A 26,193-nucleotide genomic window follows, 5' to 3' on the forward strand; every position below is an offset into this window, starting at 1 on the left:
AGCACGGCAAAAGACGGCAGCCAGCCCCACACGGGCAGCGCTTGATTGATCCTCGCCATCGGGCTCATGGGCTTGCTCCTGAATCTTCAAATGATGGACTGCCAGGTTGGCTGGCGCCCCATTCTAGGCGCTAAAGGCGCAGCAACTCCATGCCGCACACGCCAGTTCCCCCGCGTGCCTGAAAGAATCCACAGCCTGCGCGCGACTAATCGGCCTAAAGTATTTTGGTAAATCGGCCGAAGCCACTAGGCTATGACCCCGCAGGCCATGTGGACATCGACCTGCGCCGCGTCATCAAGACCGTCACTGACCCGAGAGCCGTGCACTTTGATTGCAACCTTACGCCTGTTGCTGTTGTTACTCCTGCCCACCCTAAGCCAGGCGGGCGTCCTGACCCTGACCGCTGCAGAGCACGTCGTGCTGCCGGGGCCTTTCATGCAGGTCTGGCAAGATCCGCAAAAGCAGGCAGATATTGATGATGTACGCAGCCTGCCCGACTCAGCCTGGCAGCCGGTTGCCCGCCGCGATGCCAGCTTCGGCTACAGCGGCAGCGCCTACTGGCTGCGCCTGCAACTGCATAACCCCGAACCCCGCAACATGGACTGGGTACTGCTGATCGCTAACCCGCTGCTGGACTACCTCGATGCCTATGGCCTGGATGGCGAGCAGGTCTACCGCGCTGGCGATCAGCGTCCGTTCGCCGCGCGTTGGATCGAGCACCGGCAACTGCTGCTACCGCTACACTTGGCCGCCGGGGAAAGCCGCGAACTGATCCTGCGCATGCAGACAGAAGGTTCGGCCAACCTCAGCGCCAGCCTGATGACGAGCGCAACCTTCGACCGCCATGAACAACGCATGCTGCTCCTGCAGGGCCTGTTCTTCGGCGCGCTGGCGGCGCTGTTCGTCTACAACCTGTCGATCTTCGTCATCACCCGCGACCGCGACTACCTCTGGTACAGCCTGTTCGTCGCCAGCTTCGGCGGCTACCAGTTCATCCAGCTCGGCTTCGCCCTGCAATGGCTCTGGCCGCAAGCGCTTGACTGGCACCAGCTGAGTTTCCCGCTCAGCTCGGCAGTGGCCACCCTGTTCGGAATCCTGTTCGCCTACGGCGTGCTCGACCTCCGGCACGCATCGCCGCGCTACACGCAGATCGTGCACGTGCTGCTGGGCTGCACCTGGCTGGTCATCGGCCTGTCCTTGTTCGCGCCCTACCAGATGGCACTGTTCGGCGGTTTCGCCCTGGTCATCGTCTGCGCCGCACTCGCCTGCCTGTTCACCCTGTTGCGCTGGCGCGAGGGCTATAAACCCGCCCGCCTGTTCGCCATCGGCTGGTTCGTGCTGATCAGCGCCAGCCTGTTCAGCATCCTCAGCGGCACCGGCTTGATCGCCAATTCGCTGCTGACCCTGCACGCACAACAGATCGGCGGACTGATCGAGCTGGTGGTGTTCTCCATCGCCCTGGCCGTGCGCATCCGTCAGGCGCAGCACGCCCAACGCCTGGCCCAGACGCAACTGCTCGCCCAGGAGCAACAGCTGAGCGTGGAACAAGCCAGGAGCCTGAGCCTGCAACGCCAGCTCAACGAGGGCTTGGAGATCCGCGTCAAGGAGCGCACAGCGGAACTGGAACAAGCCCTGAAGGCACTGTCCGGCGCCCATCAGCAACTGTCCGAGCAGAACCGTCGGGACAGCCTGACCGGCCTGCTCAACCGCCAGACCCTCAACGAAGAGTTGCATCGAAGCCTGGCCCAGGCCGTGCGCAGCCGGCGCCCTATGGCCATCCTGATGATGGACCTTGACCACTTCAAGCAGATCAACGATCACTATGGCCATCTAGCCGGCGATGCCTGCCTACACCACGCTGCCCAACGCCTGCAGCAACGCTTGCGCGCCGGCGACCTGCTCGCCCGTTTCGGCGGCGAAGAGTTCGTCGCCGTACTCAACGATACCGATCAGGCCGGCGCCCATGACCTCGCGGAACAGCTGCGTGCTGATCTGGCCCGCCATCCCTGCACCTATCAAGGCCAGACCATCGACCTGACCACCAGCATCGGGGTGTGGGCCGGGCTACCCGCCAGTGCGGACAGCGAACAGCTGCTACAGCAGGCCGACCAGGCCCTCTATCGCGCCAAGGCAGCCGGCCGCAATCGCGTGGAAAGCTATGAAGCCAGCTCACTTGACGAGGTCTGACGCAGCGCCGCCAATAGCTGCATAACCGCCTGCACCAGCTGCGGGTCAGACAAGACCCGCTGGTGCCCGCCCTGCTCGAGACGCAACAAGCGGCTGTCGAACCAGGCCTCATGGATCGCCTGCGCCTCGCCATAGGGCACAACCGGGTCATCGGCGGCGTGCACGATCAACCCTGGAAAATCCAGCTGGTAACGCGTCACATCGAGATGCCCGGCCGGCATGCCGGCCTTTTCCTCGACCAGGCGGACGAAATGCGCCCCTGCCCGGGCAGGCAAGCCCATATAGCGGGCGAAAAGCCGCAGCATGGTGAGAATCCGGCTCGGCGCCGCGATGCTGACCACGGCGCCGGCACGCAAGCCCATCTGCGTCGCCAGCAAGGCGCTGGCGCCGCCCATCGAATGGCCGATCACCGCCTGCAGTGGCGGCAATTCTCCGGCGGCCTCGAGCAGGGCGCGGGCGAACACCACCACATTTGCCTCCTGCCCCGGCGAGCGTCCATGCGCGGGGGCATCCAGGGCAACCACACCGTAGCCGGCCTGCACCAGGGCCTTGATCAGCTCGGCGAACTGGGTCGGCCGGCCTTCCCAGCCATGCATCAACAGCACCGTCGGACCACTGCCCCAGCGCAATGCCGAAAGCCCGAAACGCAGGGTGATGCGCTCGGCCTGAGCCAGCAGCGGCAGCTCCCAATCCCGCGGCGGCAACTCGCGCGGCGTCATGAACTGGCGACGCATCTTGCTTGCCACTGCCTGCGGCGCCACCCAGCCGACGGTGGCATTGAACCCACGAACCCAGCTCAAATTGCTCATTGCCCTTCTCCTCAAACGATCGCCGTCTTGGCGGCACGCAGAACGCGGTCAGACAACTCGCCGGGACCCAGCGCCCGCGCCAGCGCCAACCCCCCAACCATCAAGGCGATATCGGCAAGCACGCGGGGAGCGTCCTCGGGGCTTGCCGACAATTGCGCCACCATTAACTCCAGATGCTCGGCCAGGGCCGTACGAAAGCCCTCGGGTAGACGCGTCAGCTCGCCCAGCGAACTCGGTAGCGGGCAGGCATGCTCGGTCGCATCGCGGTGCTTGCGTGACAGGTAGAACGCTGCGATCAGCGCCCGCCGCTCGTCGGCTGGCAGATCGCTCTCCACCTGCTTAATCAACTCGCGGCGCTGACCGAGCAGCTGCCTGAACGCTTCCAGCATCAGCGCATCCTTGCTCGCAAAGTGCGCATAGAAACCGCCCACGGTCAGCCCGGCAGCCCCCATCACCTCACCGACACTCGGTTCGGCGGGGCCGCGCTGCACCAATGCGGCACTGGCCGCAGAAAGAATGCGTTCACGGGTTTGGGCTTTCTTGTCGTTCATGCTCACCTCCAAAATATTACGATTGAAATATTATGCTCGTAATAAATTTAAGCAAGCAGAAAACCGTACCGCTGGTCGGGCTGAATGATCGAAAGGAAAGCCGAAGCCAAAAAACAAAAGGGCCACTCCGCAAAGAATGACCCTTTAAAGTCCCGCAGAGCGGGCAAAAATGGCGTCCCCTAGGGGACTCGAACCCCTGTTACCGCCGTGAAAGGGCGGTGTCCTAGGCCACTAGACGAAGGGGACGTAACCTTCGATGAATAAGGCCAGCTTTACGCTGGCCTTATCGTGGAAATTGGTGGAGATAAACGGGATCGAACCGTTGACCTCTTGCATGCCATGCAAGCGCTCTCCCAGCTGAGCTATACCCCCAGATTTATCGCCTCTCGGCTCACAACCCCAACGGAGCTGCTTTTTAAATAGTGGCGTCCCCTAGGGGACTCGAACCCCTGTTACCGCCGTGAAAGGGCGGTGTCCTAGGCCACTAGACGAAGGGGACGCAAATACCCTTCAAAACTCAGCCAACTCGAGAGCTGACTGTGGCAAGCCTTTCGGCTTTGAGATTGGTGGAGCTAGACGGGATCGAACCGTCGACCTCTTGCATGCCATGCAAGCGCTCTCCCAGCTGAGCTATAGCCCCATCTCAAGGACGGGGCGCATGTTAAGAGCGCGCCCCTCTACTGTCAACAAAATTTTTATCTATAGCTGCATTCTTTATGCTGACAGAACAACCACTTACCCTATCTCAATCGACAACATGGCGGTCCGAGCGGGATAACAGGCTGCTTAGACGATGGATGCCAGCAGCTTTTCCCACTCCTTATTTTCCTTCTTCGACACACCACCGAGCAACTCGATAGCCTGGCGCAGGCGGAAACGGGTGAGGTCCGGGCCGATAATTTCCATCGCATCGAGTACCGATACCGAGCTGGCCTGACCGGTTATCGCGGCGAACATCAGCGGCATGGCGTCACGCAGTTTCAGCTGCAGATGCTCGACCACCGCCTGGATGCAAGCGGTGATCCTGTCCTTTTCCCACTGACGCAGCGCCTCCAGCTTCCACAGGATCAACTGCATGACCTGACGCACCTGGTCTGGCGCCAGCTTCTTGTGCTCGAACAACTTGGCGTCGGGGTTGACGCCACCGGCGAAGAAGAAACTGGCCAGCGGCGCGATCTGACTGAAGGTCTCGACCCGTCCCTGTACGTGCGGGGCGATCTTCATCATGTAGTCCGAGTTGAATGCCCACTGCTGCGCGCCAGCGGCAAACTCCTCGACGCTCAGTTCGCGCATCCACTGACCATTGAGCCAGGACAGCTTCTCCAGGTCGAAGATCGGCCCACCCAGGGACACCCGCTGGATATCGAAGTGTTCAATCATCTCGGCGAGGCTGAACTTCTCACGCTCGTCGGGCATCGACCAGCCCATGCGCCCGAGGTAGTTGAGCATCGCCTGGGGCAGAAAGCCCATGCGTTCGTAGAAAGTGATCGAGGTCGGGTTCTTGCGCTTGGACAGCTTGCTCTTGTCAGGATTGCGCAGCAGCGGCATGTAGCACAGCTGCGGCTGTTCCCAGCCGAAGTACTCGTAGAGCAGGATCAGCTTGGGCGCCGACGGCAACCACTCTTCACCGCGCAATACATGAGTGATCCCCATCAGGTGATCGTCGACCACGTTGGCCAGGAAGTAGGTCGGCAGGCCATCGGTCTTCATCAGCACCTGCATGTCCATGCGATCCCAAGGGATTTCGACCTCGCCGCGGAGCATGTCCGGCACCACGCAGACGCCCTCGGTCGGCACTTTCATGCGCACCACGTTGGGCTCACCAGCCGCCAGGCGCTGCTGCACTTCATCAGCGGGCAAATGCATGCAGTGACCGTCGTAACGCGGCGTCTGCTTGGCTTCCATCTGCTCGGCACGCACCTGATCCAGGCGCTCGGCGCTGCAGAAACAGTGGAAGGCATGACCCTTGGCCACTAGTTCGGCGCTGTACTTCTGGTAGATATGCCCACGCTCGCTCTGCCGATACGGGCCGTGCGGGCCGCCGACATCCGGGCCTTCGCTCCATTCGATACCGAGCCAGCGCAGGGCATCATAAATCTGCTGCTCCGACTCGCGGGTCGAACGCACCTGGTCGGTGTCCTCGATACGCAAAATGAACTCGCCACCGTGCTGACGGGCAAAGCACAGGTTGAACAAGGCGATATAGGCAGTGCCTACATGCGGATCGCCGGTGGGCGATGGCGCGATACGGGTGCGGACGGTGGTCATGGAGAGTCTCGAAGAATTGAAGCGGAAATCGATTAAGGCGCCGATATTAACAGGCCTGCCGCTGCTGGCTCCAGCCGCAGCCCATGTCCGACCGGCAAGCAAGCCATTAGAAAATCGAGAAAGGTTTTCACCTTCATCGCCTGGAACCGCCTGGAAGGATAGACCGCATAGAGTTCGCCGACAGGCAGCCGAGCAGCCGGCAACAACTGCACCAAACGGCCAGCCTGCAGCGCCTCCTGACAGATCATGCTCGGCAGCGCGGCAATTCCGGCACCAGCCAGCACTGCCTCGCGGGCAAAGGTGATGTTGTTGCTTGTCAGTACGCGCTGGCAGGGAATGCTCTCACCAAGCAACGGCCAGTAACGCGGCGAGTCGTGTGGCAGCAGGACAGCCCGGTGATCGACTAACTCCAGCACAGTGAGCGGCGTGCCATGATCGACGAGGTAGTCTGGACTGGCGCACAGTACCCGCTCGGTTTCGAAGAGCTTGCGCGCCACCAGCGTCGAGTCTTGCGGCTGGCCTACCAGGATGACGATATCCACCCCCTCCTCCACCGGGTCCACAGGCCGCGAGGTCAGTTCCACTTCCGCGCTGATCTGCGGGTACTGACGCATGAAGTTGCCCAACACCCGACCGAGAAATAGCTGACCGAACTCAATCGGCGCACTGATCCGCAACAAGCCGGACGGCGCCTGTTGCAACTGCATGACCGCCTGCTCGGCTTCGGCGAAATCCAGCATGATCTGCCGACAACGTTCGAAATAGGCTTGACCGACCTCGGTCAGGCGCAACTTGCGCGTGGTGCGATTGAGCAGACGTACACCGAGTCGCTCCTCCAGCAGGGCGATGCGGCGGCTGACAGTGGACTTCTGCATGCCCAATCCCTGGGCCGCCAGGGTAAAGCTGTGGCACTCGACCACACGGGTAAAGATCAGCGCATCATCCAGCCCCATGATTGTTCCCCATAAGCAACAAAGTTTCCGAAGTCTAACGACTACAGCCAGGAAAGGAACGCTGCTAGATTCGCTGATACTTTTGCCCGAGCTTCGAGCGCCTGCCATGCCTGCCCAACTGCAACGTCGACTCCTCATATTTCTGGTCGTACTCGGCCTGATCACTGCGGCCTTCTCCGCCCGCTGGCTGCTCGTCGAGCGCTATCTCGAAAGCACCGACAATGCCTATGTGCAGGGTGAGATCACCCGCGTCTCCAGCCAGCTTGGCGCGCGCATAGAGCAGGTCTTGGTGCGGGACAACCAGCACGTGGCACAAGGCGACCTCCTGGTGGTTCTGGAAAGCGCCGACTTCGAACTGGCGCAGCAGCGCGCCCTCGCTACCCTGGCCACCCGCGAGGCGGAGTTGGCCCAGGCCCGCAGCAAGCTCCAGCAGCAGGCAAGCCTGATCGCCTCCAGTCAGGCCGATGTCGCGGCCAGCCAAGCAACCCTCAGTCGGACCCAGATCGACCTGAACCGGGCGCAGACCCTGCGCAAACCCGGCTATGTCTCCGAAGAACGGGTGACTACCCTGGCCGCCGACAGCCGCATAGCGCGCTCACAGGTGAGCAAGGCGCAGGCGGACCTTGAGGTCCAGCGCCAGCAAATCAACACCCTCGATGCCCAGATCAAGAGCCTGGACGCGCAGATCGCCAGCGCCCGCGCCGACCTGGCCCAGGCTGAACTCAACCTCGCGCGTACCGAGATCCACGCCCCCATCAGCGGCTTTATCGGCCAGCGTGCTGCACGCAACGGCCAGGTCGTGCAGCCTGGCGCCTACCTGCTGTCACTGGTGCCAGACCAGGACATCTGGGTCCAAGCCAATTTCAAGGAGACCCAGATCAGCCGCATGCGAGCTGGACAAAGCGCCGAACTGACTTTCGACAGCTTCCCCGACACCCCCATCGAGGCCCGGGTCGACAGCCTGTTCGCCGCCTCGGGCGCCCAGTTCAGCCTGCTGCCACCGGACAACGCCACCGGCAACTTCACCAAGGTGGTCCAGCGCTTCCCGATCAAACTGACCTTCGCCGTGGACAATCCGCTCCAGGGCCTGATTCGTCCGGGCATGTCGGTAGAGGTCAAGGTCGACATCCAGGCCGACCTCCAGCATGGCGGCTGATGCGCTGATTCGCCCCACTGGCGAACCCAGCCGGCGCGACTGGATCGCGGTGATGAGCGCCCTGCTCGGCGCCTTCATGGCGGTGCTGGACATCCAGATCACCAACTCCTCGCTCAAGGATATCCAGGGTGCGTTGTCGGCCACCCTGGAGGAAGGCTCGTGGATCTCCACCTCCTACCTGGTTGCCGAAATCATCATGATTCCGATGACCGCCTGGCTGGTCCAGCTGCTCTCCGCGCGACGCCTGGCGGTGTGGGTATCCATAGGGTTCCTGGCGGCCTCACTGCTCTGCTCGATGGCCTGGAGCCTGGAGAGCATGATTGTGTTCCGCGCCCTGCAGGGTTTTACCGGCGGCGCACTGATCCCCCTGGCGTTCACCCTGATCCTGATCAAACTGCCCGAGCACCATCGCGCCAAAGGCATGGCACTGTTCGCCCTGACAGCGACCTTCGCCCCGTCCATCGGGCCGACCCTGGGCGGCTGGCTCACGGAAAACTTCGGCTGGAAATACATCTTCTATATCAACGTGCTGCCTGGCCTGCTGATGATCGCCGGGCTGCTCTACGGTCTGGAAAAGAAAGCGCCGCACTGGGAGCTGCTGAAAACCAGCGACTATGCCGGCATTCTCACCCTCGGCCTGGGCCTGGGTTGCCTGCAGGTGTTTCTTGAGGAAGGCCATCGCAAGGATTGGCTGGGGTCCAGCCTGATCGCCGGGCTCGGCAGCATCGCGGCAATCAGCCTGGTGCTGTTCATCATCCTACAAGTCTCGCGGCCCAACCCGTTGATCAACCTCGGCGTGCTGCGCGAGCGCAACTTCGGCCTGTCGAGCATCTCCAGCGTCGGCCTGGGCATGGGTCTGTACGGTTCCATCTATGTACTGCCGCTGTATCTGGCGCAGATCCAGGGCTACAACGCCCTGCAGATCGGCGAGGTGATCATGTGGATGGGCATTCCGCAGTTATTCCTGATCCCCCTGGTGCCACTGCTGATGAAAGTGGTCACGCCGAAGATGCTCTGCGCCCTGGGTTTCGGCCTGTTCGGCGCCGCCAGCTTCGCCTCCGGCGTGCTCAATCCGGACTTCGCCGGCGAGCAGTTCAATCATATCCAGCTGATCCGCGCCCTCGGCCAGCCACTGGTGATGGTGACCATTTCGCTGATCGCCACCGCCTACGTGCTGCCGCAGGATGCCGGCTCGGCCTCGAGCCTGTTCAACATCTTGCGCAACCTCGGCGGTGCCATCGGCATCGCCCTGCTGGCGACCCTGCTCGACAGCCGCGCCAAGGTCTATTTCGACTACCTGCGCGAGGCCCTGGTGCCGAGCAACCCGCAGGTCGCCGAGCGCCTGGCGCTGCTGAGCGAGAAACTGGGCAGCGAGCAGGCGGCCTTGGCCGAACTGAGCGAGATCACCCATCAGCAGGCGGCGATCATGGCCTACAACGATGCCTTCCACTGCATCGGTATCGCCCTCGCCACCAGCATGCTGGCCGTGTTGCTGACCCGCCGCCTACCTGCCGGCACCACCGGTGGCGCGGTGCATTGATCCTGGCGTTCAGCGCACAGTGCCACGCAACGCCGCTACCTGTGCCTGCAACAGCTGCCGGTCGGCCTGTTCGGCGCCGAGCGGCGCGCCCGCCACCAGCTTGATCCGCGACCACAGACGCCGGAAGAAGCGCTTGTGCGGATCTCGACTGAAAAAGCTGCCCCACAGGCCTTGCAGCGCCATGGGAATCACCGGCACCGGATTTTCCTCGAGGATGCGTTCGATGCCGCTCTTGAACTCGTTGATCTGGCCATCAGCGGTCAACTTGCCCTCCGGGAAGATGCACACCAACTCGCCGTTGCGCAGGTATTCGGCAATTTTCTTGAACGCCGCGTCGTAGATCAGCAGATCCTCACTGCGCCCGGCAATCGGCACGGTGCCGGCGGTGCGGAAGATGAAATTGAGCACTGGCAGGTTGTAGATCTTGTAGTACATGACGAAGCGCACCGGCCGGCGTACCGCCCCGCCGATCAGCAGCGCGTCGACGAAGGACACGTGGTTGCACACCAATACCGCCGGACCCTCCTCGGGGATGGCATCCAGCCCCTGATGCTCGACCCGGTACATCGAGTGACCGAGCAGCCAGATCAGGAAGCGCATGCTGAACTCGGGGACGAGCTTGAAGATGTAGCTGTTGACCGCGACATTCATCAAGGAAATCGCCAGGAACAATTGCGGAATCGACAGCTCGGCGACACTGAGAAAGAGGATCGAGACAAGCGCCGAAACCACCATGAACAGCGCGTTGAGGATGTTGTTCGCGGCAATCACCCGCGCCCGCTCGTGTTCCGCGGTGCGCGACTGGATCAGCGCATACAGCGGCACTATGTAGAAGCCGCCGAACAGGCCGATACCGAGAATCGAGGAAAGTACCCACCAGGCCTGGCCGTATCCCAGCACCGCCAGCCAGTCGTGGGCCTGGATGCCCTGCGGAAAGCCGCCCGAGTGCCACCAGAGCAGCACACCGAACAGGGTCAGACCGATCGAGCCGAACGGCACCAGGCCGATCTCCACCTTGTGCCCGCTCATGCGCTCGCACAGCATCGACCCCAGCGCGATGCCCAGCGAGAACACGGTGAGAATCAGGGTCACCACGCTTTCGTCCCCGTACAGCCACTGCTTGGCATAGGCCGGGATCTGGGTCAGGTAGACCGCACCGAGAAACCAGAACCAGGAGCTGCCGACCAACGAGCGCGAGACCGAAGGGCGTTGCTCGGCCAGGCCCAGGCGCATGATGCGCCAGGACTGGCGGAAGATATTCCAGTCCAGCATCAACTCAGGCAGCGCCGCATGGGCGCGGGGAATGCCGCGACTGGCCAGATAGCCAAGCACCGCCACCGTGACCACGGTACCGGCGACCAGGCTGGCGTAGCCGCTGTTGGCCATCATGATGCCGGCGCCGATGGTGCCGGCGAGAATGGCCAGGAAGGTGCCCATCTCGACCAGCGCGTTGCCGCCGACCAACTCCTCTTCGTGCAGGTGCTGCGGCAGGATCGAATACTTCACCGGACCGAACAGCGCCGACTGGGTGCCCATGCAGAACAGCACGGCGAGCATCAGCGGCAGGTTGCCCAGCAGCACCCCGGCGGCGCCGGCCAGCATGATCAGGATCTCGGCGAACTTGATCGCCCGGATCAGGCTGTCCTTGGCGAACTTCTCACCGAACTGCCCGCCGAGCGCGGAAAACAGGAAGAACGGCAGGATGAACAGCAGCGCGCAGAGATTGACCAGCAGACTGCTGTCCGCGCTGGAGCTGAGCTTGTAGAGGATGGCGAGGATCAGCGACTGCTTGAAGATGTTGTCATTGAAGGCGCCCAGCAGCTGGGTGAGGAAAAACGGCAGGAAACGCCTTGTACCGAGCAGGCTGAATTGCGAGTGTTGGGTCATCGTCCATGTACCTGGCAGTAGGGCCGTGCAGGGCCGGGAATTCCACAAGCGCCTCGGCGCCGGTCCAGCATTGGACTGCAACAAGCCCTGGCAAAGCCACAACGATCGACGACTTTTGCCAGGCTTGCGGCAAAACCGCCGCAACGGGTGTGAAAGTATCGAGCGCCAACGCGAGGCCACCTCCAGGCGTTCGCGGCAAGGCGCGCTGCGGACGTTTGCAGACGGCCGCAGTAGGTGGGTGTTTTTTCACCAGCGCTCAGAGCGGCAACTGGCCCATGGCCCAGCGCATCAGGAAGAACAGCAGCAGACCGCCGCCGATGGTCGTCAGCAAATGCCGGGTGATGGCGGCGATGGCGATAGTCGCCAGCCCCGCCCACAGGTAGGCGTTGTCCAGGCGCAACGCCCAGTGCTGACCATCCGGCAGCAACATGCCCGGCAGCACGATGGCGGTCAGCACCGCGGTCGGCACAAAATGCAGGCCCTGACGTACCAACGGCGGGAAGCGCAAATCGGGAAAGGCGAACAGGCTGTAGCGAATCGAAAAGGTGATCGCCAACATGCCGAGGATTAGCCACCAGTTATCCATCAGGCCAGCTCCTCTTCGAACCGTTCATTACGCCGCTCCAGCAGCACGCCCACGACGATCCCGCTGAACGCCGCAGCCAGCAAGCCGAGCTTGTACGGCCAGGCATGGCAGGCCAGCGCCACCGCACCGGCCACCAGCGCCGCCGCTACTTGCGGGCGATTGCGCAACATGGGGACGACGATGCCGATAAAGGTCGCCAGCATGGCGAAGTCCAACCCCCAGGCGGCCAGGTTCGGCACGCGCTGGCCAAACAGCACGCCGATCAGGGTGCACAGTTGCCAGTTCAGGTACATGGCCAGGGCCGCCCCGAGAAAGTACCAGTGCTTGTGCGCCAAGCTGTCCGCCGCGGTGTAGCGCTGGAGCACCACCGCGTAGGCCTCGTCGGTCAGCCAGAAGGCCAGCGGCATGCGCCAACGCTTGGGCAGATGACGGACAAAGGGCTGCAGGCTGGCGCTGTACAGGGCGTGGCGCAGGTTGACCACCAGGGTGGTGAGCAGCAACACGACCAGGCCGGTACCGGCGCCAAGCAAGCTGATGGCGATGAACTGCGCCGAACCGGCGAACACCAGCAACGACATGCCGAGGGTCTGCCAGGGGCTCAGGCCGGCGGCGCCGGCCAGGCTACCGAAGATGATGCCGAAGGGCATGGCGCCAAGCAGCATCGGCAGCATGTCGCGGGCGCCCTGGGCAAATTCGTGTTGACGGGACATGGAGCCTCCTTGGGCTGCGCAGGTTACACCGCAGCTCGAAGACGGTCTTGAACGATCTTGCGCAGTCAAACAGTGACGGGGCGCCTGCATGGGGCCTGAGCGGCCGGGCGGCGCAAGCTGAGTTTCGCGAAGCCCAACACCCTTATTTTGTTGGGCTTCGTTTCTCAGCGCCAACCTACGATTTGCAGCCAATTGCCATTCTCGGACAGGCCGCTAGAAAACCACCGCGAAATCATTGCCAGGATGACTTCGACCCGTAGGGTGTGCGGGGCCGCCTAGGCCGCGCGCACCAAATACCCGTCAACGGTGCGCAGAGCGCACCCTACGCGGGGAGGCCGCAGCAGGCCTTGCGGTAGGCGCCCGGGCCGACGCCATAGGTCTGCTTGAATTGCCGGCTCAGGTGGCTCTGGTCGGCGAAGCCCAGCTGCATAGCCACGCTCAGGGGCGCGCAGCCGGTTTTCAGCAGGCCACGCGCCCGCTCCAGGCGCCGCTGCATCAACCAGGCATGCGGCGGCAAGCCGGTGGCGCGACGAAATACCCGGGCGAAATGAAACGGCGAGAGATTGACCACGGCCGCCAATTGCTCCAGCGACGGCGGGTCGCACAACTGACTGGCCAATAGTTCCTTGCCCAGCGCCACGGCGCGCGGCTCCTGAGCGACGCCTCCCGGTGACGGTAGGCGCGCATAGCGCTGCAGCAACTCGAGAATCACTTCACGCCAGAGGGTCTGGCGCTGCAGGGTGCAGGCCTGCGACTCCTCCAGCAGTCGGTGCAGCGCACTCAAACGCGACGCCAAAGCCGGGTCCTGGTGCACGGCATCGTGGAACATTGGCGGCGCGGCATGGGGCAAATCGAGTTCGACCAACAGCGTCTCAAGCGTACCGGGCGGCGGGTAGAACACCCGGTACTGCCAGCCCTGCTCGACGCCCTTGGAGCCGGTGTGCACTTCGTCCGGGTTGAGCAGGGCGATGCTGCCAGCACCCGCCAGGTGCTCGACGCCGCGATAGCGATAACGTTCGGCACCGGCTTCAAGCACGGCGATCACATGACTGTCATGCACATGCGGAGCAAAACGGTGCTCGATAAAACGCGCGGACAACAGCTCCAGCCCGTGCAAATCTTCACTGGTACTGAAGCGTGCGCGCTCCTCTCCCGTCAGCGGCTGCATGGGTCAGGCACCGAAACGCGCCTCCAGCTCTTGCTTGAGCGACGGCCATTGCTGATCGGTGATGCTGTACAGCACGCTGTCGTCCAGGCGCCCGTCGGCCAGCCGGCGATGATTGCGCAGCACGCCCTCGCGTTGCGCACCGAGTTTTTCGATGGCACGCTGCGAACGCAGGTTGCTGGCGGCGGTTTTCAACTGCACGCGCACCATGCGCCAATTCTCGAAGGCGTGGCGCAGCATCAGGTACTTGACCATGAGGTTCAGGCCGGTGCCGTGCTGACTGTGATCGAGCCAGGTCCAGCCGATTTCGGTGGCGGGCAGCGCCGGCATGAAGTCGCCGAAACGGGTCGTGCCCACCAGCTGGTCGCCGAGGCGGATGACGAACGGCAGCGCCTTGCCTTCACGCTGGTCGATCAGGCCTTGGCGGTACCAATCCAGGCGCTGGGCGCCACTCATGTGGTTCAGCTCCTGGCGATTGGCTTCGGCCAGGGCGACCAACGCCGGGATATCGGCATCGAGCATCGGTTCGATACGCAGCGCGCCGCGCTGCAGGGTAATCAATTGCGGCTTGAACATGGGGTCCCTCCTCCGACTAGACGCAAGCGCGCCACGCTAACAGGGCAGACGCCCGACCACAATTACCAGGAGGTAGCAGCCGACTGGTTGTTGTCCCGGCCTGCGACCTTGGTAGCGCCTGACGGCACGGCACTTTACTGCGACACTGCTGAGGATTCATTTGAAGTATGGTCTCGTCTCAAAGGGGCTGTAGTCAGCACCTGAATTAAGACCGGGCAAGTCCCATATAGTTTGCTGTCGGAGTACCCATGTCGTTGTCCAGCGGACTGATCGCTGCAGTCGCCTTGACCTATATGGCCATTCTATTCGCCATCGCCTTTTATGGTGACCGCCGCCGCGCGCCCTTGCCGCCGCGCATGCGCGCCTGGGTCTACAGCCTGTCTCTGGCGGTCTACTGCACCAGCTGGACCTTCTTCGGCGCGGTCGGCCAGGCTGCCGAGCAGCTCTGGTCATTTCTGCCAATCTACCTCGGGCCGATCATCCTCATGCTGTTCGCCCCCTGGGTGCTGCAGAAGATGGTGATGATCAGCAAAGAGGAGAACATCACCTCGATCGCTGACTTCATTGCGGCGCGCTACGGTAAATCCCAGGCCCTGGCGGTAGTCGTGGCGCTGATCTGCCTGGTGGGTGTGCTGCCCTATATTGCCCTGCAACTCAAAGGCATCGTCCTCGGTGTCAACCTGCTGATCGGCGCTGGCGCCGACTCCGTGGGCACCCGCGCGCAGGACACCGCGCTGATCGTATCGCTGGTTCTGGCGCTGTTTACCATCCTGTTTGGCACCCGCAACCTGGACGTCACCGAGCATCACCGCGGCATGGTGCTGGCGATCGCCTTCGAATCGATTGTCAAACTGCTGGCCTTTCTCGCTGTCGGCGCGTTCGTCACCTACGGCCTCTATAACGGTTTCGGCGATCTGTTCGACCAGGCCCGCAGCACCCCCGCACTCGACGATTTCTGGGCCGAGGCGGTGAACTGGCCAGCCATGATGACGCTGACCGGCATGTCGATGATCGCTATCATCTGCCTGCCGCGACAGTTCCACGTCACTGTGGTGGAAAACATTGAACCCCGGGACCTGCGCCTGGCCCGTTGGGTATTTCCGGCCTACCTGGTGCTGGCCGCACTGTTCGTCGTACCCATTGCCCTGGCCGGGCAGATGATTCTGCCGGCCGGCGTGACGCCAGACTCCTTCGTGATCAGCCTGCCGCTGGCCCAAGCGCACCCGGCTCTCGCCGTGCTGGCCTTCATCGGTGGCGCCTCGGCCGCCACCGGCATGGTCATCGTCGCCTCGGTGGCTCTGTCGACCATGATCTCCAACGACATGCTGCTGCCCTGGCTGTTGCATCGGCAGAACACCGAGCGGCCATTCGAGGCCTTCCGCCACTGGATGCTCACGGCGCGCCGGGTGAGCATCGTGCTGATCCTGCTGCTGGCCTATGTCTGCTACCGCCTGCTGGGCTCCAACGCCAGCCTGGCAACCATTGGCCAGGTCTCGTTCGCCGCCATCAGCCAGTTGGCGCCGGCGATGTTCGGCGCCCTGGTCTGGAAGCAGGCCAACCGCCGCGGCGTATTTGCCGGAATGGCCCTCGGCGCACTGATCTGGTTCTACACCCTGATCATGCCGCTGGTGGCACGCGGCCTCGGCTGGTCGCTGGACAGCCTGCCAGGCCTACAAGGCCTGCTCTACGCGCCGATCGGCTTCGAGGTCGACCCCCTGACTCGCGGCGTGGTGCTATCGCTGGCCGGCAACTTCCTGCTGTTCGCCTGGGTGTCCTACTTCTCCCGTACGCGGGTTTCCGAACACTGGCAAGCCGGCCGTTTCATCGGTCACGACTTCGGTGCCAAACCGAGCAACCGCAGCCTGCTGGCGGTTCAGGTCAACGACTTGCTGATACTCGCCAGCCGCTTCGTCGGCGAGGAGCGCGCCCGACAGAGCTTCATGCGCTGCGCCTACCGCCAGGGCCAGAGTTTCAACCCCAACCTGCCGGCCAACAGCGAGTGGATCGCCCACACCGAACGCCTGCTCGCCGGGGTACTCGGCGCCTCCTCGACCCGCGCGGTGGTCAAGGCGGCCATCGAGGGGCGCGAGATGCAGGTCGAGGATGTGGTGCGTATCGTCGACGAAGCCAGCGAGGTGCTGCAGTTCAACCGCGCCCTGCTGCAAGGTGCGATCGAGAACATCACCCAGGGCATCAGCGTGGTCGACCAGGCGCTGCGTCTGGTGGCCTGGAACCATCGGTATGTCGAGCTGTTCGACTACCCGGAAGGCCTGATCTATGTCGGCCGGCCGATTGCCGAGATCATCCGCTTCAACGCCGAACGCGGCATGCTCGGCGACGGCGATGTCGAGGAAAGCATCGCCAGGCGCCTGCACTGGATGCGCCAGGGCACCGCCCACACTTATGAGCGCACCTTCCCCAATGGCCGGGTGATCGAACTGATCGGCAACCCGATGCCCGGCGGCGGCTTCGTCATGAGCTTCACCGACATCACCGAGTTCCGCGAAGCCGAGCGAGCGCTCAAGGACGCCAACGAAGGCCTGGAACAGCGGGTCGCCGAACGCACCCATGAACTGTCGCAACTGAACCAGGCGCTGACCGAGGCCAAGGGCGTGGCCGAGGCGGCCAACCAATCGAAAACCCGCTTTCTCGCCGCCGTCAGCCACGACCTGATGCAGCCGCTGAACGCCGCGCGGCTGTTCTCCGCCGCACTCTCCCATCAGGAGGACGCGCTACCGCGCGAAGCCAAGGAACTGGTGCGCCATCTGGACAGCTCGCTGCGCTCGGCGGAAGACCTGATCAGCGACTTGCTGGACATCTCGCGCCTGGAGAATGGCCGCATCACCCCGGACCGCAACGCCTTCGTCCTCAACAACCTGTTCGACACCCTGGGCGCCGAATTCAAGGTACTGGCCGCCGAATGCGGCGTCGACTTCCGCCTGCGCGGCAGTCACCTGCGCGTGGACAGCGACAGCAAACTGCTGCGCCGGGTGCTGCAGAACTTTCTCACCAACGCCTTCCGCTACGCCAAGGGTCGCGTGCTGCTGGGCGTGCGCCGCTCAGGCGGGCAACTGCGCCTGGAAGTCTGGGATCGCGGCCCCGGTATCCCGGAAGACAAGCGCAAAGTGATCTTCGAGGAATTCAAGCGCCTGGACAGCCACCAGACCCGCGCCGAAAAAGGCCTCGGCCTCGGCCTGGCAATTGCTGACGGCCTGTGCCGGGTGCTTGAGCACAAGCTGGAGGTGCAGTCCTGGCCGGGCAAGGGCAGCATGTTCAGCGTCACCGTGCCACTGGCCCGCACTCCAGTGGCCAAGCCCAAGCCGGCCAGCGCCGAACTCAACGGCCAGCTGCTGACCGGCAGTCAGGTGCTGTGCATCGACAACGAGGACAGCATCCTCACCGGCATGCACAGCCTGCTGTCACGCTGGGGCTGCCAGGTATGGACTGCGCGCAATCGCCTGGAATGCGAACACCTGCTCAGCGAGGACGTCCGCCCGCACCTGGCCCTGATCGACTACCACCTCGACGAAGGCGAAACCGGCACCGAGTTGATGGCCTGGCTGCGCACCCGTCTGGGCGAGCCGGTGCCCGGTGTGGTGATCAGCGCCGACGGCCGCCCCGAAGTGATTGCCGAAGTCCACGCCGCAGGCCTCGATTACTTGGCCAAGCCAGTCAAACCCGCAGCCTTGCGCGCCCTGCTCAGCCGCCACCTGACGCTGCGCTAGGCTGGCCGCGCGAACCGCTCGCGGCTGAAGCCCCTCCCACAAGATGTAATGCTCGATGTAACGCGCGCTCCCCGTGGAAGCGGCTTCAGCCACGATTGCCAGTGGCCGCGACGCTCGCCCACTGACCTGCCGCAATGCGCCGCGCTCGCCCACTGGCTAAACTGCCAACAACCCGCCCCGCTCAAGGACGCAGCATGCCCGAGACTCTGGATACCCTGTTGAACCTCGCCAGCGCTCTGGCCATCGGCCTGTTGATCGGCGCCGAGCGTGGCTGGCACCAGCGCAAAGTAGAGGAAGGCGGCCGTGTCGCCGGCATCCGCACCTTTGCCTTGACCGGGTTGCTCGGTGGCTTCGCCATGTTTCTCGGCGAGCGCTTCGGCATGGTCGCCTGGGCGGTCATCTTCGTCGGTTTCGCCGCGCTGGTACTCGCCTCGTACTTCGGCGACCTGCTGCAGTTAGGCGACCGCGGCCTGACCAGCGAAGTGGCGATGCTGATCACCTTCATCCTCGGCAGCCTGGCAGTCGCCGGACACCCGCCCCTTGCCGCTGCCGGTGCCGTGGCGGTGGCTCTGCTGCTGAGCCTAAAGCGAGTCATGCACTACTCGCTACAGCAACTGAGCGAGCTCGAACTGTCCGGTGCGCTCCAGCTGCTGTTCATCTCCCTGGTAATACTGCCTGCCCTGCCCAATCAGGCTTATGGCCCCTGGCAGGTATTCAATCCCTATATCACCTGGTGGATGGTGGTATTGATCGCCGGCCTCGGTTTCGCCGCCTATGTGGCAATTCGCCTGGTCGGCACCCGCCATGGCCTGCTGATCACCGCGCTACTGGGCGGCATCGTCTCCTCCACCGCGATGACCGTCACCCTCGCCCGCCTGAACCAGCAGCGCGGCCTGCACGCCATACTGGCCTGCGGGCTGCTGGCAACCTCGGCACTGATGTTTCCCCGTGTGCTGCTGGAAGTCGGCCTGATCAATGCTCAATTGCTGCCGCGCCTGCTCTGGCCATTGGGCGTGGCGGCCCTGATCTATGCCGGGGGCGCGCTGGCCTATTATCGCCTGGCCGGCAGCATGCCGGAGGAAAACGCCGCCCCCCCCCTGAAGAACCCCTTCGAGCTGGGCTCGGCGCTGCGCTTCGCTGCACTGCTGGTGCTGATCCTGTTTCTCGCGGAAGGCGCCCGGCGCTGGCTTGGCGATGCGGGCGTGTATCTGGTGGCGCTGTTCTCCGGACTTGCCGACGTGGACCCCATCACCCTGACCCTGGCGCGCAGCGCCAAAGCCGAGCTGGCGCCCCAGGTCGCGGTGCATGGCATCTACCTCGCGGTCTTGAGTAACAGCCTGATCAAGGGCTTGCTGATCGCCCTGATCGGCGGCCGTCAGCTGGCCCTGCGGACCCTGCCGGTGATGGCCGCCGGCCTGCTGGCGGGTGCAACAGTACTGCTGCTGGTTTGAGCAACACCGCGCACAGGAGCGCCCGGCCGGCGCTTCGCTTCAGCCGCGAACGCTCAGGCAACCCCGAACAGGTTAGACACGCCCTACTGCGCCGTCTCATCCAACACCGCCACCCCGGCCGCCTGTTCGAGCAACTCGGGCGGCAGGCTCTTGCTCGCGCGGGCGCCGAGCAGTTTGAGGTTCTCCACCCGACTGATGATATTGCCGCGGCCGTCGCACAGCTTGTTGCGCGCTGCGGCATAGGCCTTGTCCAGTTGCTGCAGGCGCGCGCCGACTTCATCCAGATCCTGGATGAACGCGACGAACTTGTCGTACAGCGCCCCGGCGCGCTCGGCGATCTCGCGCGCGTTCTGGCCCTGTCGCTCCTGGCGCCAGAGGCTGTCGATCACCCGCAGGGTCGCCAGCAGGGTGGTCGGGCTGACGATCACGATGTTCTGCTCGAAGGCCTCCTGGAACAGGCCGGTGTCGGCCTGCAGTGCCGCGGCGAAGGCTGCCTCGATCGGCACGAACAACAGCACGAAATCCAGACTGTGCAGGCCTTCCAGGCGCTGGTAATCCTTCAGCGACAACCCCTTCAAATGACCACGCAACGACAGCACATGCTGCTTCAGGGCCTGCTGCCTGGTTGGCTCGTCTTCGCCGGCGATATATTGCTGATAGGCCGTCAGGCTGACCTTGGCATCTACCACCACCTGCCGCTCGCCGGGCAACTGGATCAGCACATCGGGCTGGAAACGCTGACCGTCGGCGCTCTTCAGGCTGACTTGGGTCTGGTATTCGCGGCCCTTCTCCAGACCGGCATGCTCCAGCACCCGCTCCAGCACCAGCTCACCCCAGTTGCCCTGGGTCTTCTGCCCTTGCAGGGCGCGGGTCAGGTTGGTCGCTTCATCACCCAGACGCTGATTGAGCTGCTGCAGGCGCTCGAGCTCCTTGCCCAGGGAGAAGCGCTCGCGGGCTTCCTGCTGGTAGCTCTCCTCGACGCGTTTTTCGAAGGACTGGATGCGTTCCTTGAGCGGATCGAGCAACTGACCCAGGCGCTGCTGACTGGTCTCGGCAAAGCGCTGCTCGCGTTCGTCGAAGATCTTCCCGGCCAGCTCGGCGAACTGCGCACGCAGCTCATCGCGCGAGCCCTGCAGGTCGTCCAGGCGTTGCTGGTGGTTACCCTGCTGCTCGCGCAACTCGGCACTCAGGGCCGCCCGCTCGGCGCCCAGGCGACGCAATTCGGCTTCCTGCTGTTCACGCTGCTGTTGCCAGGCCAGCGCGGCCTCGCGGGCGATCTGCCGTTCGTGCTGCAGCAGTTCGGTCTCGCGCCGCTTGGCCGCCAGCTCGGCTTGCTGGTCGGCCTTGATCTCGCTGATCTCGGCGAGCTCCTCGCGGCATTCATCGAGCTGCGCACCCAGGCCAGCCTGAGTCAACTGCGCGCTACTCAGGCGCTCCTGCAAGAGGCTGGATTCGAGTTGCGCACTGGCTGCACGCCGTTGCAGCGACCAGGCCAGCGCCAGCAGCGGCACGCCCGCAGCGGCCAAGCCGAGTAGCAGCGCAGGCAGCTGGAAAGGGAAATCGATTGGCATAAGCGGCTCCGCGCAAGATTGCCGGGCAGTATACCCAGCCCGGCCCCGCGCAGAACGCTCAGGCGGGGATCAGAGACCGGTCAGCAGTTGCTTGGCTTCAGCCGAACCCTGTGCGGCTGCCAGCTCCAGCCAGTGCCGCGCCTGCAAGGGTTCATTGCGCCGCGGCTGGCTGTACAGCCTTCCCAGCTCCAGCTGGGCGCGGCGATCGCCGGAACGTGCAGCCTGGCGCAGCAATTCGAAGCCGATACGCCGATCGCGGGTATTGCCACAGTCGCGGCAGAGCAATTGCCCAAGCCGGCTCTGGGCCAGCACCACACCCTCACGCGCCGGCTGCTTGAGCAACTGGCCGGCGAAGCGTTTGACGCTAGGCGCATGACCGAAGCGCGGGCTGTCCAGCAGCCAGAGCGCAACACGTATTGGCAAGCGAGGACTGGCAGGGGATTTTGCAGTGGATAAACGGGGCAATGCGCGTGACATAAGAAGCAGCTGTAGCGGGAAAGGCGCGAACTCTACTCCTTTTTTCGCCGAGGTAAAGCCCCGATAAATGCGCGCGAGAGCGGACCAGAGCGAACGCTTGCGACAATCCACAGAAGCTGTGGATAACTCAGTGGATAACATGGGCGCAAGACGCCTGATCGCCTATGCCATGGGGCCTCAGGTCAAACTGATGATTTTTTCACCAGCTCAAAAAAACCATATTTTTCATTGACTTAAAAAATCTCCATGCAGAATCAAGGATTTACAGCAATCACAAATTCAGCCTTGACAAGGTGCATCGTAAATGTGCACAAGTTTTTCCGCCGGTGCGCCCGAACGCCCTGTTTAGGGGCATTTACCGGCCAAGACGTACGCCTCAAGCGGTCGCGCAGTAATCACTGGGTTCCAATGGAACCGAGTCTTCAGCCCAGGATAATATTGCCCGCCACGACCCCCTCACCAACCTCGTCTGACAGTGATTTTTGAGCGAGTTACCGGGTATTTTCAGGCAAATAGCGGCTAAAAACCGGCTATCGCCGGCAACAGGCACACGCCATGCCTTATGATCTGTCCGCCTGACCCTGACGCGGCAACGCTGGCCAGCTCATCGAGCTGCGACTGATGGTCGCGGCCTTCCACCAACCGCACGCAATAGCCATGGACCGCGCCGGTCGATGCGACGGTTTTTGCAACGACCCGCCAGCAGCTGATTGGCAGCCCCAGGCTCATGGGTTAACGTCCAGGCAGCACCCTGCCTTTATCACAATGGAAATGTACTCATGATCAGCCGGCGTTCCGGGCTGCGAATCATCAGCGTGCTCATACTCCTGGCGCTGCTTGGCGGTTATAGCTACTTCAGTTGGCTGCGCCTGCTGGAGCGTCACGCCATTCACCGGCTCGACTGGCAGGGAACACGTCTGTCGCTAACCGGCATCGGCCTGGCTCGTCTCGACCTGGAGCAGCGTGACAGTGCCGGCAGCACCCAACTCACGGCGCAAGATCTGCATCTGGGCTGGCAGCAATTCAGCCTGACGCCGCCCTTCTGGCAGCATATTCGCCTCGCGCGTCTCGCCGTTGCCTGGCAACCCGCCGCACAGGATAACCAGCAGGAGTCCAGCGCTACTGCACCCGACCTGCAGCAACTGGCAGCAGCGCTGGCCTGGCTGCCGCTCAGCCTGCACATCGAGCAGCTCACTGCCGAACTGCCCTGCGCCAGCGGGCGCTGTACGCTGCAAGGCGACCTGCAACTGAACCGGACGCAAGATGCCCCGCGGGCACTGGAACTGCTGCTCAACCTGCAACACCGCGAGCAACAGCTGGCATGGCGTGCACACCTGCAGGGCGACGCTCAGGCGGCCGACCTGCGCCTGAACCTGGCAGTCGACGGACACAGCCAACTGAGCCTGCACAGCAGCCTGCGCAACAGCCCTGCCGGACCAGTATGGAGCGGCAAGCTGGATGCCCCCGACCTCAGCCAGGCCGTGGCCTTGCAAGACTGGCTCAGCGAGTGGACCCTTGCCCCTGACGCTCGGCTGCCCAGCGCCCCGAGCGCCGCGCGACTCTCGGCGACCTGGCAACTCCAGCTGGCCTCCGGCGCCCTGAGCCTGGAGCGACTGCGCAGCGCCAGTGGCCAGCTCGACGCCAGCGCCTCCCTACCGCAACCCTGGCCAATCCCTGGCGCGGGCCAGGTGCAAGGCAGTTTTGGTATCGCCGCCCGCGGCGTCGCGGGCCAATGGTTCGCCGAACGCCTGGAGGCCGATCTGCAGCTGGATCGATTGCCCGCCCAGTGGCTGAGCGAGCTGCCGCCAGCCCTGCACCCCGACTCGTTGCACCTGCGCATTCAACCCACAAGCCCACTCGCCGAGCTTCCCGACAACCTGGCCGAGCACTCGCTGCCACTGGCGATCAGCCTGACCAGCAGCGGCGCCAGCCAGCTCGACCTGCAGGCCACGCTGGCCCTGACCAACGCACCGCCCTGGGCCGCACAGCTGGGCAATGGGCAGCTCAGCGTCAGCAGCCCTGGCTTTGCTGTCGGCGACTGGCAACTGCGCGACCTGCAAGCCAGGCTGAACTTCAACGGTTACCTGGACACTGAACAACTGCGCCTCGACCTGAGCAAAGGCTCGCAACTCGAACTGGGCGAACTGAAGGGTGCAGAACTGCGTCTGCTGCAGGTCAGCGCCCTCACTCAGGACTTGCAGCTGCAAGCGCAGCACCAGGCCGGCACCGTGCAGACGTGGAATCTGCACGGCCCCGCCACGCTGGCAACCCAACGTCTCGAGCAGGCGACCCTCAAGCCGCAGGGCTGGCGCTGGCAGGGCACGTTAGCGGCCAGCCAGCAACGGCTCGACCTGAGCGGCCAGGTGTCGGCAGATGCCGATCTGCAGATGGCCGTGCAACTGCAACACAACAGCAGCAAGGGCCTGCAGTTGAAGGCGCAGCTGACAGAAGTCTTTCTGCGTGCCGGCAATCCGCTGGCTAAAACCCTGGCTGATTGGCCGGCGCTGCTCGACTTCAACAACGGCCGCCTGAGCGGCAACGCCAGCCTCAGCCTCGCCCCGGGCCGCACCTCGCCCGACATACAACTCAAGCTCAACGGCAAAGGCCTGGCCGGTATCTATGACCGCAGCGAAATCAGCGGTCTGGATACGCGCCTGCAATTGCGCGTCGATCAGCGCCAGCTCTATCTCGACCTGACCGAGCTGCGTGTGGAGCAAGTCAACCCGGGCATGCCCATCGGCCCGGCGCTGCTACGCGGCACCTACACGGCAGCCCGCATGCAACCGGACCTGGGGCTGCTCAAGGTGCAAGAGGCCCAGGCCTCGGTAATGGGCGGCATGCTCCGGCTCGCTCCCGGCCAGTGGGATCTGCAGCAGAGCACGCAGGTGTTTCCCCTGCACCTGCAAGGCCTCGACCTCAATCAGCTTTTTACCCTCTACCCGGCCGAGGGCCTGGCGGGCAGCGGCCTCATCGACGGCCAACTGCCGCTGAGCATCGGCCCCGCCGGCATCGAGATCGAACAGGGACAACTGCTCGCGCGCGCGCCGGGCGGACGCCTGGAATTTCAATCGGAGCGCATCAGGGCACTGGGTCGCAGCAACCCAGCCATGCAACTGGTAACGCAATCTTTGGAAAACTTTCAGTTCACGACACTGAGCAGCCAGGTCAACTATGATCGCGAAGGCAAGTTGCTCCTGGCCGTGCGCTTGGAAGGCCGCAACCCGGCGATTGAACAGGGCCGCCCGATCAACTTCAATATCAACCTGGAGGAAGATATCCCGACCCTGCTGGCCAGCTTGCAATTGACCGATAAGGTAAATGAGATCATCAAGCAGCGGGTGCAACAGCGTATGCTGAGGCGCAATGCAGCCTCCCCGAAGGAGCCTTAATCAAGGAGAAGCGCCATGCGCTTGCGTAGTTGTTTCGCGGCCCTGCTGATGGGCCTGATGAGCGTAGCCTGCACCCCGACGGTGCAGCTGGCGATGCCCAACGAGCCGATCAACATCAACCTCAACGTGAAGATCGAGCACGAAATCTACATCAAGGTGGATAAGGCGCTGGACGGCATGTTCAGTGAGTCCAGCGGACTGTTCTAAGGAGCCACACCATGACCCTGTCAAAACGAATCGCCAGCCTGCTCCTGCTGCTCAGCCTGAGCCTGCCGGTGCTGGCCCTGAACCTCAACGAAGCCATGTCCGCCCTCGGCGACGCCAAGGCCAGCGGCCAACTCGGCGAAATGCCCAACGGCTACCTCGGTGTGGTCAAGCCCGGCCCTGAGGTGGACGAAATCGCCCGCCTGATCAACCAGGCCCGCCGCGCCGAATACCAGAAGCTGGCGACCCAGAATGGTATCCAGCTCAGCGACGTGGAAGCCATCGCCGGAAAGAAAGCCATCGACAAGACCCCGCCCGGCCAGTTCATCCAATGGCAAGGCCAGTGGCGACGCAAGTAGCTAAACGGACAAGCCCGCACCGCAAAACCAAAACCCCTGAGGCCAGCGCCTCAGGGGTTTTTCAATTTGCCGGGGATATTCCCCGAACAGATCCAGGTAGTCATAACGGTCCACCCATATATTCGCCAAAGTTTTTTGACCGCTACTGAACGAGTGACGATGCACCTTGTCTTACTTCGTGTAAGGTTACGCCTGAATCATCCCGCCAGATCCATTACGCCCGCTTGCCCCTAGTGACTTGCGGCGTATGCACCATGAGAAACCCAACCTTGATTGGGCTCGCCCCAGCGCGAAGCGTTCAGGTGCGGACGACACATGCAGGCGTTGTACTGCTGAAAATCCTGGTGGCCGCTGTCATGGCGTCCACCTCTGCCCACTCCGGGCATCGTATGAAAGGGAATTGCTAAATGTTAGTACGTATCATGGCTGTTGTTTTTGCAGGCTTGCTGATCTCAGGCTGTAGCCTGCGCTTACCCGGCATCGGCGTCGATGTTGGCGGCCACGATGGTGGTGGCGGCTCCTCCCACTGCCCACCTGGCCAAGGAAAAAAGGGTAACTGCTGAGATTCGATTGAATCGACTGCAGTATCCGCAACTCCAGAAAACCGGCATTTGCCGGTTTTCTGCGTT

At 63.3% G+C, this 26,193-nt stretch carries 21 protein-coding genes and 4 tRNA genes; 9 read left to right on the forward strand and 16 right to left on the reverse strand.

Features of this window, described 5'->3' with window-relative positions; translation table 11 throughout:
• Positions 1-327: 327 nt before the first annotated feature.
• Positions 328-2,187: a sensor domain-containing diguanylate cyclase gene (locus tag LJY18_RS16170; protein WP_238042828.1), complete on the forward strand. Its 1,860-nt coding sequence runs from the start codon at positions 328-330 to the stop codon at positions 2,185-2,187.
• Here the strand turns inward: LJY18_RS16170 and LJY18_RS16175 are convergent.
• The 8 genes from LJY18_RS16175 to LJY18_RS16210 all read right to left on the reverse strand — a co-directional run bounded on the left by LJY18_RS16175 (position 2,157) and on the right by LJY18_RS16210 (position 6,768).
• Positions 2,157-2,996, reverse strand: coding sequence for an alpha/beta fold hydrolase (locus tag LJY18_RS16175; RefSeq protein WP_238042829.1), 840 nt, complete (start codon positions 2,994-2,996; stop codon positions 2,157-2,159). The two genes, LJY18_RS16170 and LJY18_RS16175, sit on opposite strands and share 31 nt — an antisense overlap.
• An 11-nt stretch (positions 2,997-3,007) precedes the next feature.
• The gene (locus tag LJY18_RS16180; RefSeq protein WP_238042830.1) at positions 3,008-3,547 is read right to left on the reverse strand and encodes a TetR/AcrR family transcriptional regulator; all 540 of its coding nucleotides are present in this window, start codon (positions 3,545-3,547) and stop codon (positions 3,008-3,010) included.
• Between the two features lie 170 nt (positions 3,548-3,717).
• Positions 3,718-3,793, reverse strand: a tRNA-Glu gene (locus LJY18_RS16185).
• A gap of 50 nt (positions 3,794-3,843) precedes the next feature.
• A tRNA-Ala gene (locus LJY18_RS16190) sits at positions 3,844-3,919 on the reverse strand.
• Between the two features lie 51 nt (positions 3,920-3,970).
• Positions 3,971-4,046: transfer RNA gene (locus tag LJY18_RS16195), tRNA-Glu, on the reverse strand.
• A 65-nt stretch (positions 4,047-4,111) separates the two neighbouring features.
• Positions 4,112-4,187: transfer RNA gene (locus tag LJY18_RS16200), tRNA-Ala, on the reverse strand.
• Positions 4,188-4,333: 146 nt separating this feature from the next.
• Positions 4,334-5,815, reverse strand: coding sequence for a glutamate--tRNA ligase (gltX, locus tag LJY18_RS16205; protein ID WP_238042831.1), 1,482 nt, complete (start codon positions 5,813-5,815; stop codon positions 4,334-4,336).
• 32 nt (positions 5,816-5,847) lie between these two features.
• Positions 5,848-6,768 carry a LysR family transcriptional regulator gene (locus LJY18_RS16210; RefSeq protein WP_238042832.1) on the reverse strand — a complete coding sequence of 307 codons (921 nt, stop codon included), beginning with the start codon at positions 6,766-6,768 and terminating at the stop codon, positions 5,848-5,850.
• A 106-nt stretch (positions 6,769-6,874) separates the two neighbouring features.
• Between LJY18_RS16210 and LJY18_RS16215 the strand changes: the two genes are divergently transcribed.
• On the forward strand, positions 6,875-7,924 hold the full coding sequence (locus tag LJY18_RS16215) for an HlyD family secretion protein (protein ID WP_238042833.1): 1,050 nt from the start codon (positions 6,875-6,877) through the stop codon (positions 7,922-7,924).
• Positions 7,925-7,973: 49 nt separating this feature from the next.
• A complete protein-coding gene (locus LJY18_RS16220) occupies positions 7,974-9,464 on the forward strand; it encodes an MDR family MFS transporter (protein ID WP_238043050.1) in 1,491 nt (496 codons plus the stop codon).
• A gap of 9 nt (positions 9,465-9,473) precedes the next feature.
• Here LJY18_RS16220 and LJY18_RS16225 read toward each other — a convergent pair whose 3' ends face one another.
• The 5 genes from LJY18_RS16225 to LJY18_RS16245 all read right to left on the reverse strand — a co-directional run bounded on the left by LJY18_RS16225 (position 9,474) and on the right by LJY18_RS16245 (position 14,388).
• Positions 9,474-11,351 carry an MFS transporter gene (locus LJY18_RS16225; RefSeq protein ID WP_238042834.1) on the reverse strand — a complete coding sequence of 626 codons (1,878 nt, stop codon included), beginning with the start codon at positions 11,349-11,351 and terminating at the stop codon, positions 9,474-9,476.
• 256 nt (positions 11,352-11,607) lie between these two features.
• The gene (locus LJY18_RS16230; RefSeq protein ID WP_238042835.1) at positions 11,608-11,937 is read right to left on the reverse strand and encodes an AzlD domain-containing protein; all 330 of its coding nucleotides are present in this window, start codon (positions 11,935-11,937) and stop codon (positions 11,608-11,610) included.
• Positions 11,937-12,647, reverse strand: coding sequence for an AzlC family ABC transporter permease (locus tag LJY18_RS16235; RefSeq protein WP_238042836.1), 711 nt, complete (start codon positions 12,645-12,647; stop codon positions 11,937-11,939). The genes LJY18_RS16230 and LJY18_RS16235 overlap by 1 nt, the downstream gene beginning before the upstream one ends.
• 322 nt (positions 12,648-12,969) lie before the next feature.
• Positions 12,970-13,815 (reverse strand): AraC family transcriptional regulator, encoded by an 846-nt coding sequence (locus LJY18_RS16240; RefSeq protein WP_238042837.1) that lies wholly within the window; start codon positions 13,813-13,815, stop codon positions 12,970-12,972.
• 3 nt (positions 13,816-13,818) lie between these two features.
• Positions 13,819-14,388, reverse strand: coding sequence for a GNAT family N-acetyltransferase (locus LJY18_RS16245; protein WP_238042838.1), 570 nt, complete (start codon positions 14,386-14,388; stop codon positions 13,819-13,821).
• 248 nt (positions 14,389-14,636) lie between these two features.
• On the opposite strand from LJY18_RS16245, the gene LJY18_RS16250 reads away from it, so the two are divergent.
• Positions 14,637-18,113: a hybrid sensor histidine kinase/response regulator gene (locus tag LJY18_RS16250; protein ID WP_238042839.1), complete on the forward strand. Its 3,477-nt coding sequence runs from the start codon at positions 14,637-14,639 to the stop codon at positions 18,111-18,113.
• A 194-nt stretch (positions 18,114-18,307) separates the two neighbouring features.
• Positions 18,308-19,564, forward strand: coding sequence for an MgtC/SapB family protein (locus LJY18_RS16255; RefSeq protein WP_238042840.1), 1,257 nt, complete (start codon positions 18,308-18,310; stop codon positions 19,562-19,564).
• Positions 19,565-19,647: 83 nt separating this feature from the next.
• Here LJY18_RS16255 and rmuC read toward each other — a convergent pair whose 3' ends face one another.
• From rmuC to LJY18_RS16270, 3 genes are all read right to left on the reverse strand, one after another.
• Complete coding sequence (gene rmuC / locus LJY18_RS16260; RefSeq protein WP_238042841.1) at positions 19,648-21,135, reverse strand: DNA recombination protein RmuC; 1,488 nt, start codon at positions 21,133-21,135, stop codon at positions 19,648-19,650.
• A gap of 69 nt (positions 21,136-21,204) precedes the next feature.
• Positions 21,205-21,612 carry a tetratricopeptide repeat protein gene (locus LJY18_RS16265; RefSeq protein WP_238042842.1) on the reverse strand — a complete coding sequence of 136 codons (408 nt, stop codon included), beginning with the start codon at positions 21,610-21,612 and terminating at the stop codon, positions 21,205-21,207.
• Positions 21,613-22,131: 519 nt separating this feature from the next.
• Positions 22,132-22,341 (reverse strand): hypothetical protein, encoded by a 210-nt coding sequence (locus tag LJY18_RS16270; protein ID WP_238042843.1) that lies wholly within the window; start codon positions 22,339-22,341, stop codon positions 22,132-22,134.
• Between the two features lie 50 nt (positions 22,342-22,391).
• On the opposite strand from LJY18_RS16270, the gene LJY18_RS16275 reads away from it, so the two are divergent.
• The 4 genes from LJY18_RS16275 to LJY18_RS16290 all read left to right on the forward strand — a co-directional run bounded on the left by LJY18_RS16275 (position 22,392) and on the right by LJY18_RS16290 (position 26,127).
• Positions 22,392-25,001 carry an intermembrane phospholipid transport protein YdbH family protein gene (locus LJY18_RS16275; RefSeq protein WP_238042844.1) on the forward strand — a complete coding sequence of 870 codons (2,610 nt, stop codon included), beginning with the start codon at positions 22,392-22,394 and terminating at the stop codon, positions 24,999-25,001.
• Between the two features lie 15 nt (positions 25,002-25,016).
• A complete protein-coding gene (locus LJY18_RS16280) occupies positions 25,017-25,208 on the forward strand; it encodes a YnbE family lipoprotein (protein WP_238042845.1) in 192 nt (63 codons plus the stop codon).
• Positions 25,209-25,219: 11 nt separating this feature from the next.
• The gene (locus LJY18_RS16285; RefSeq protein WP_238042846.1) at positions 25,220-25,564 is read left to right on the forward strand and encodes a YdbL family protein; all 345 of its coding nucleotides are present in this window, start codon (positions 25,220-25,222) and stop codon (positions 25,562-25,564) included.
• A gap of 407 nt (positions 25,565-25,971) precedes the next feature.
• Positions 25,972-26,127 carry a hypothetical protein gene (locus tag LJY18_RS16290; RefSeq protein WP_238042847.1) on the forward strand — a complete coding sequence of 52 codons (156 nt, stop codon included), beginning with the start codon at positions 25,972-25,974 and terminating at the stop codon, positions 26,125-26,127.
• Positions 26,128-26,193 lie beyond the last annotated feature (66 nt).

Source organism: Pseudomonas sp. MMS21 TM103, from assembly GCF_022132145.1.
Lineage (GTDB): Bacteria > Pseudomonadota > Gammaproteobacteria > Pseudomonadales > Pseudomonadaceae > Aquipseudomonas.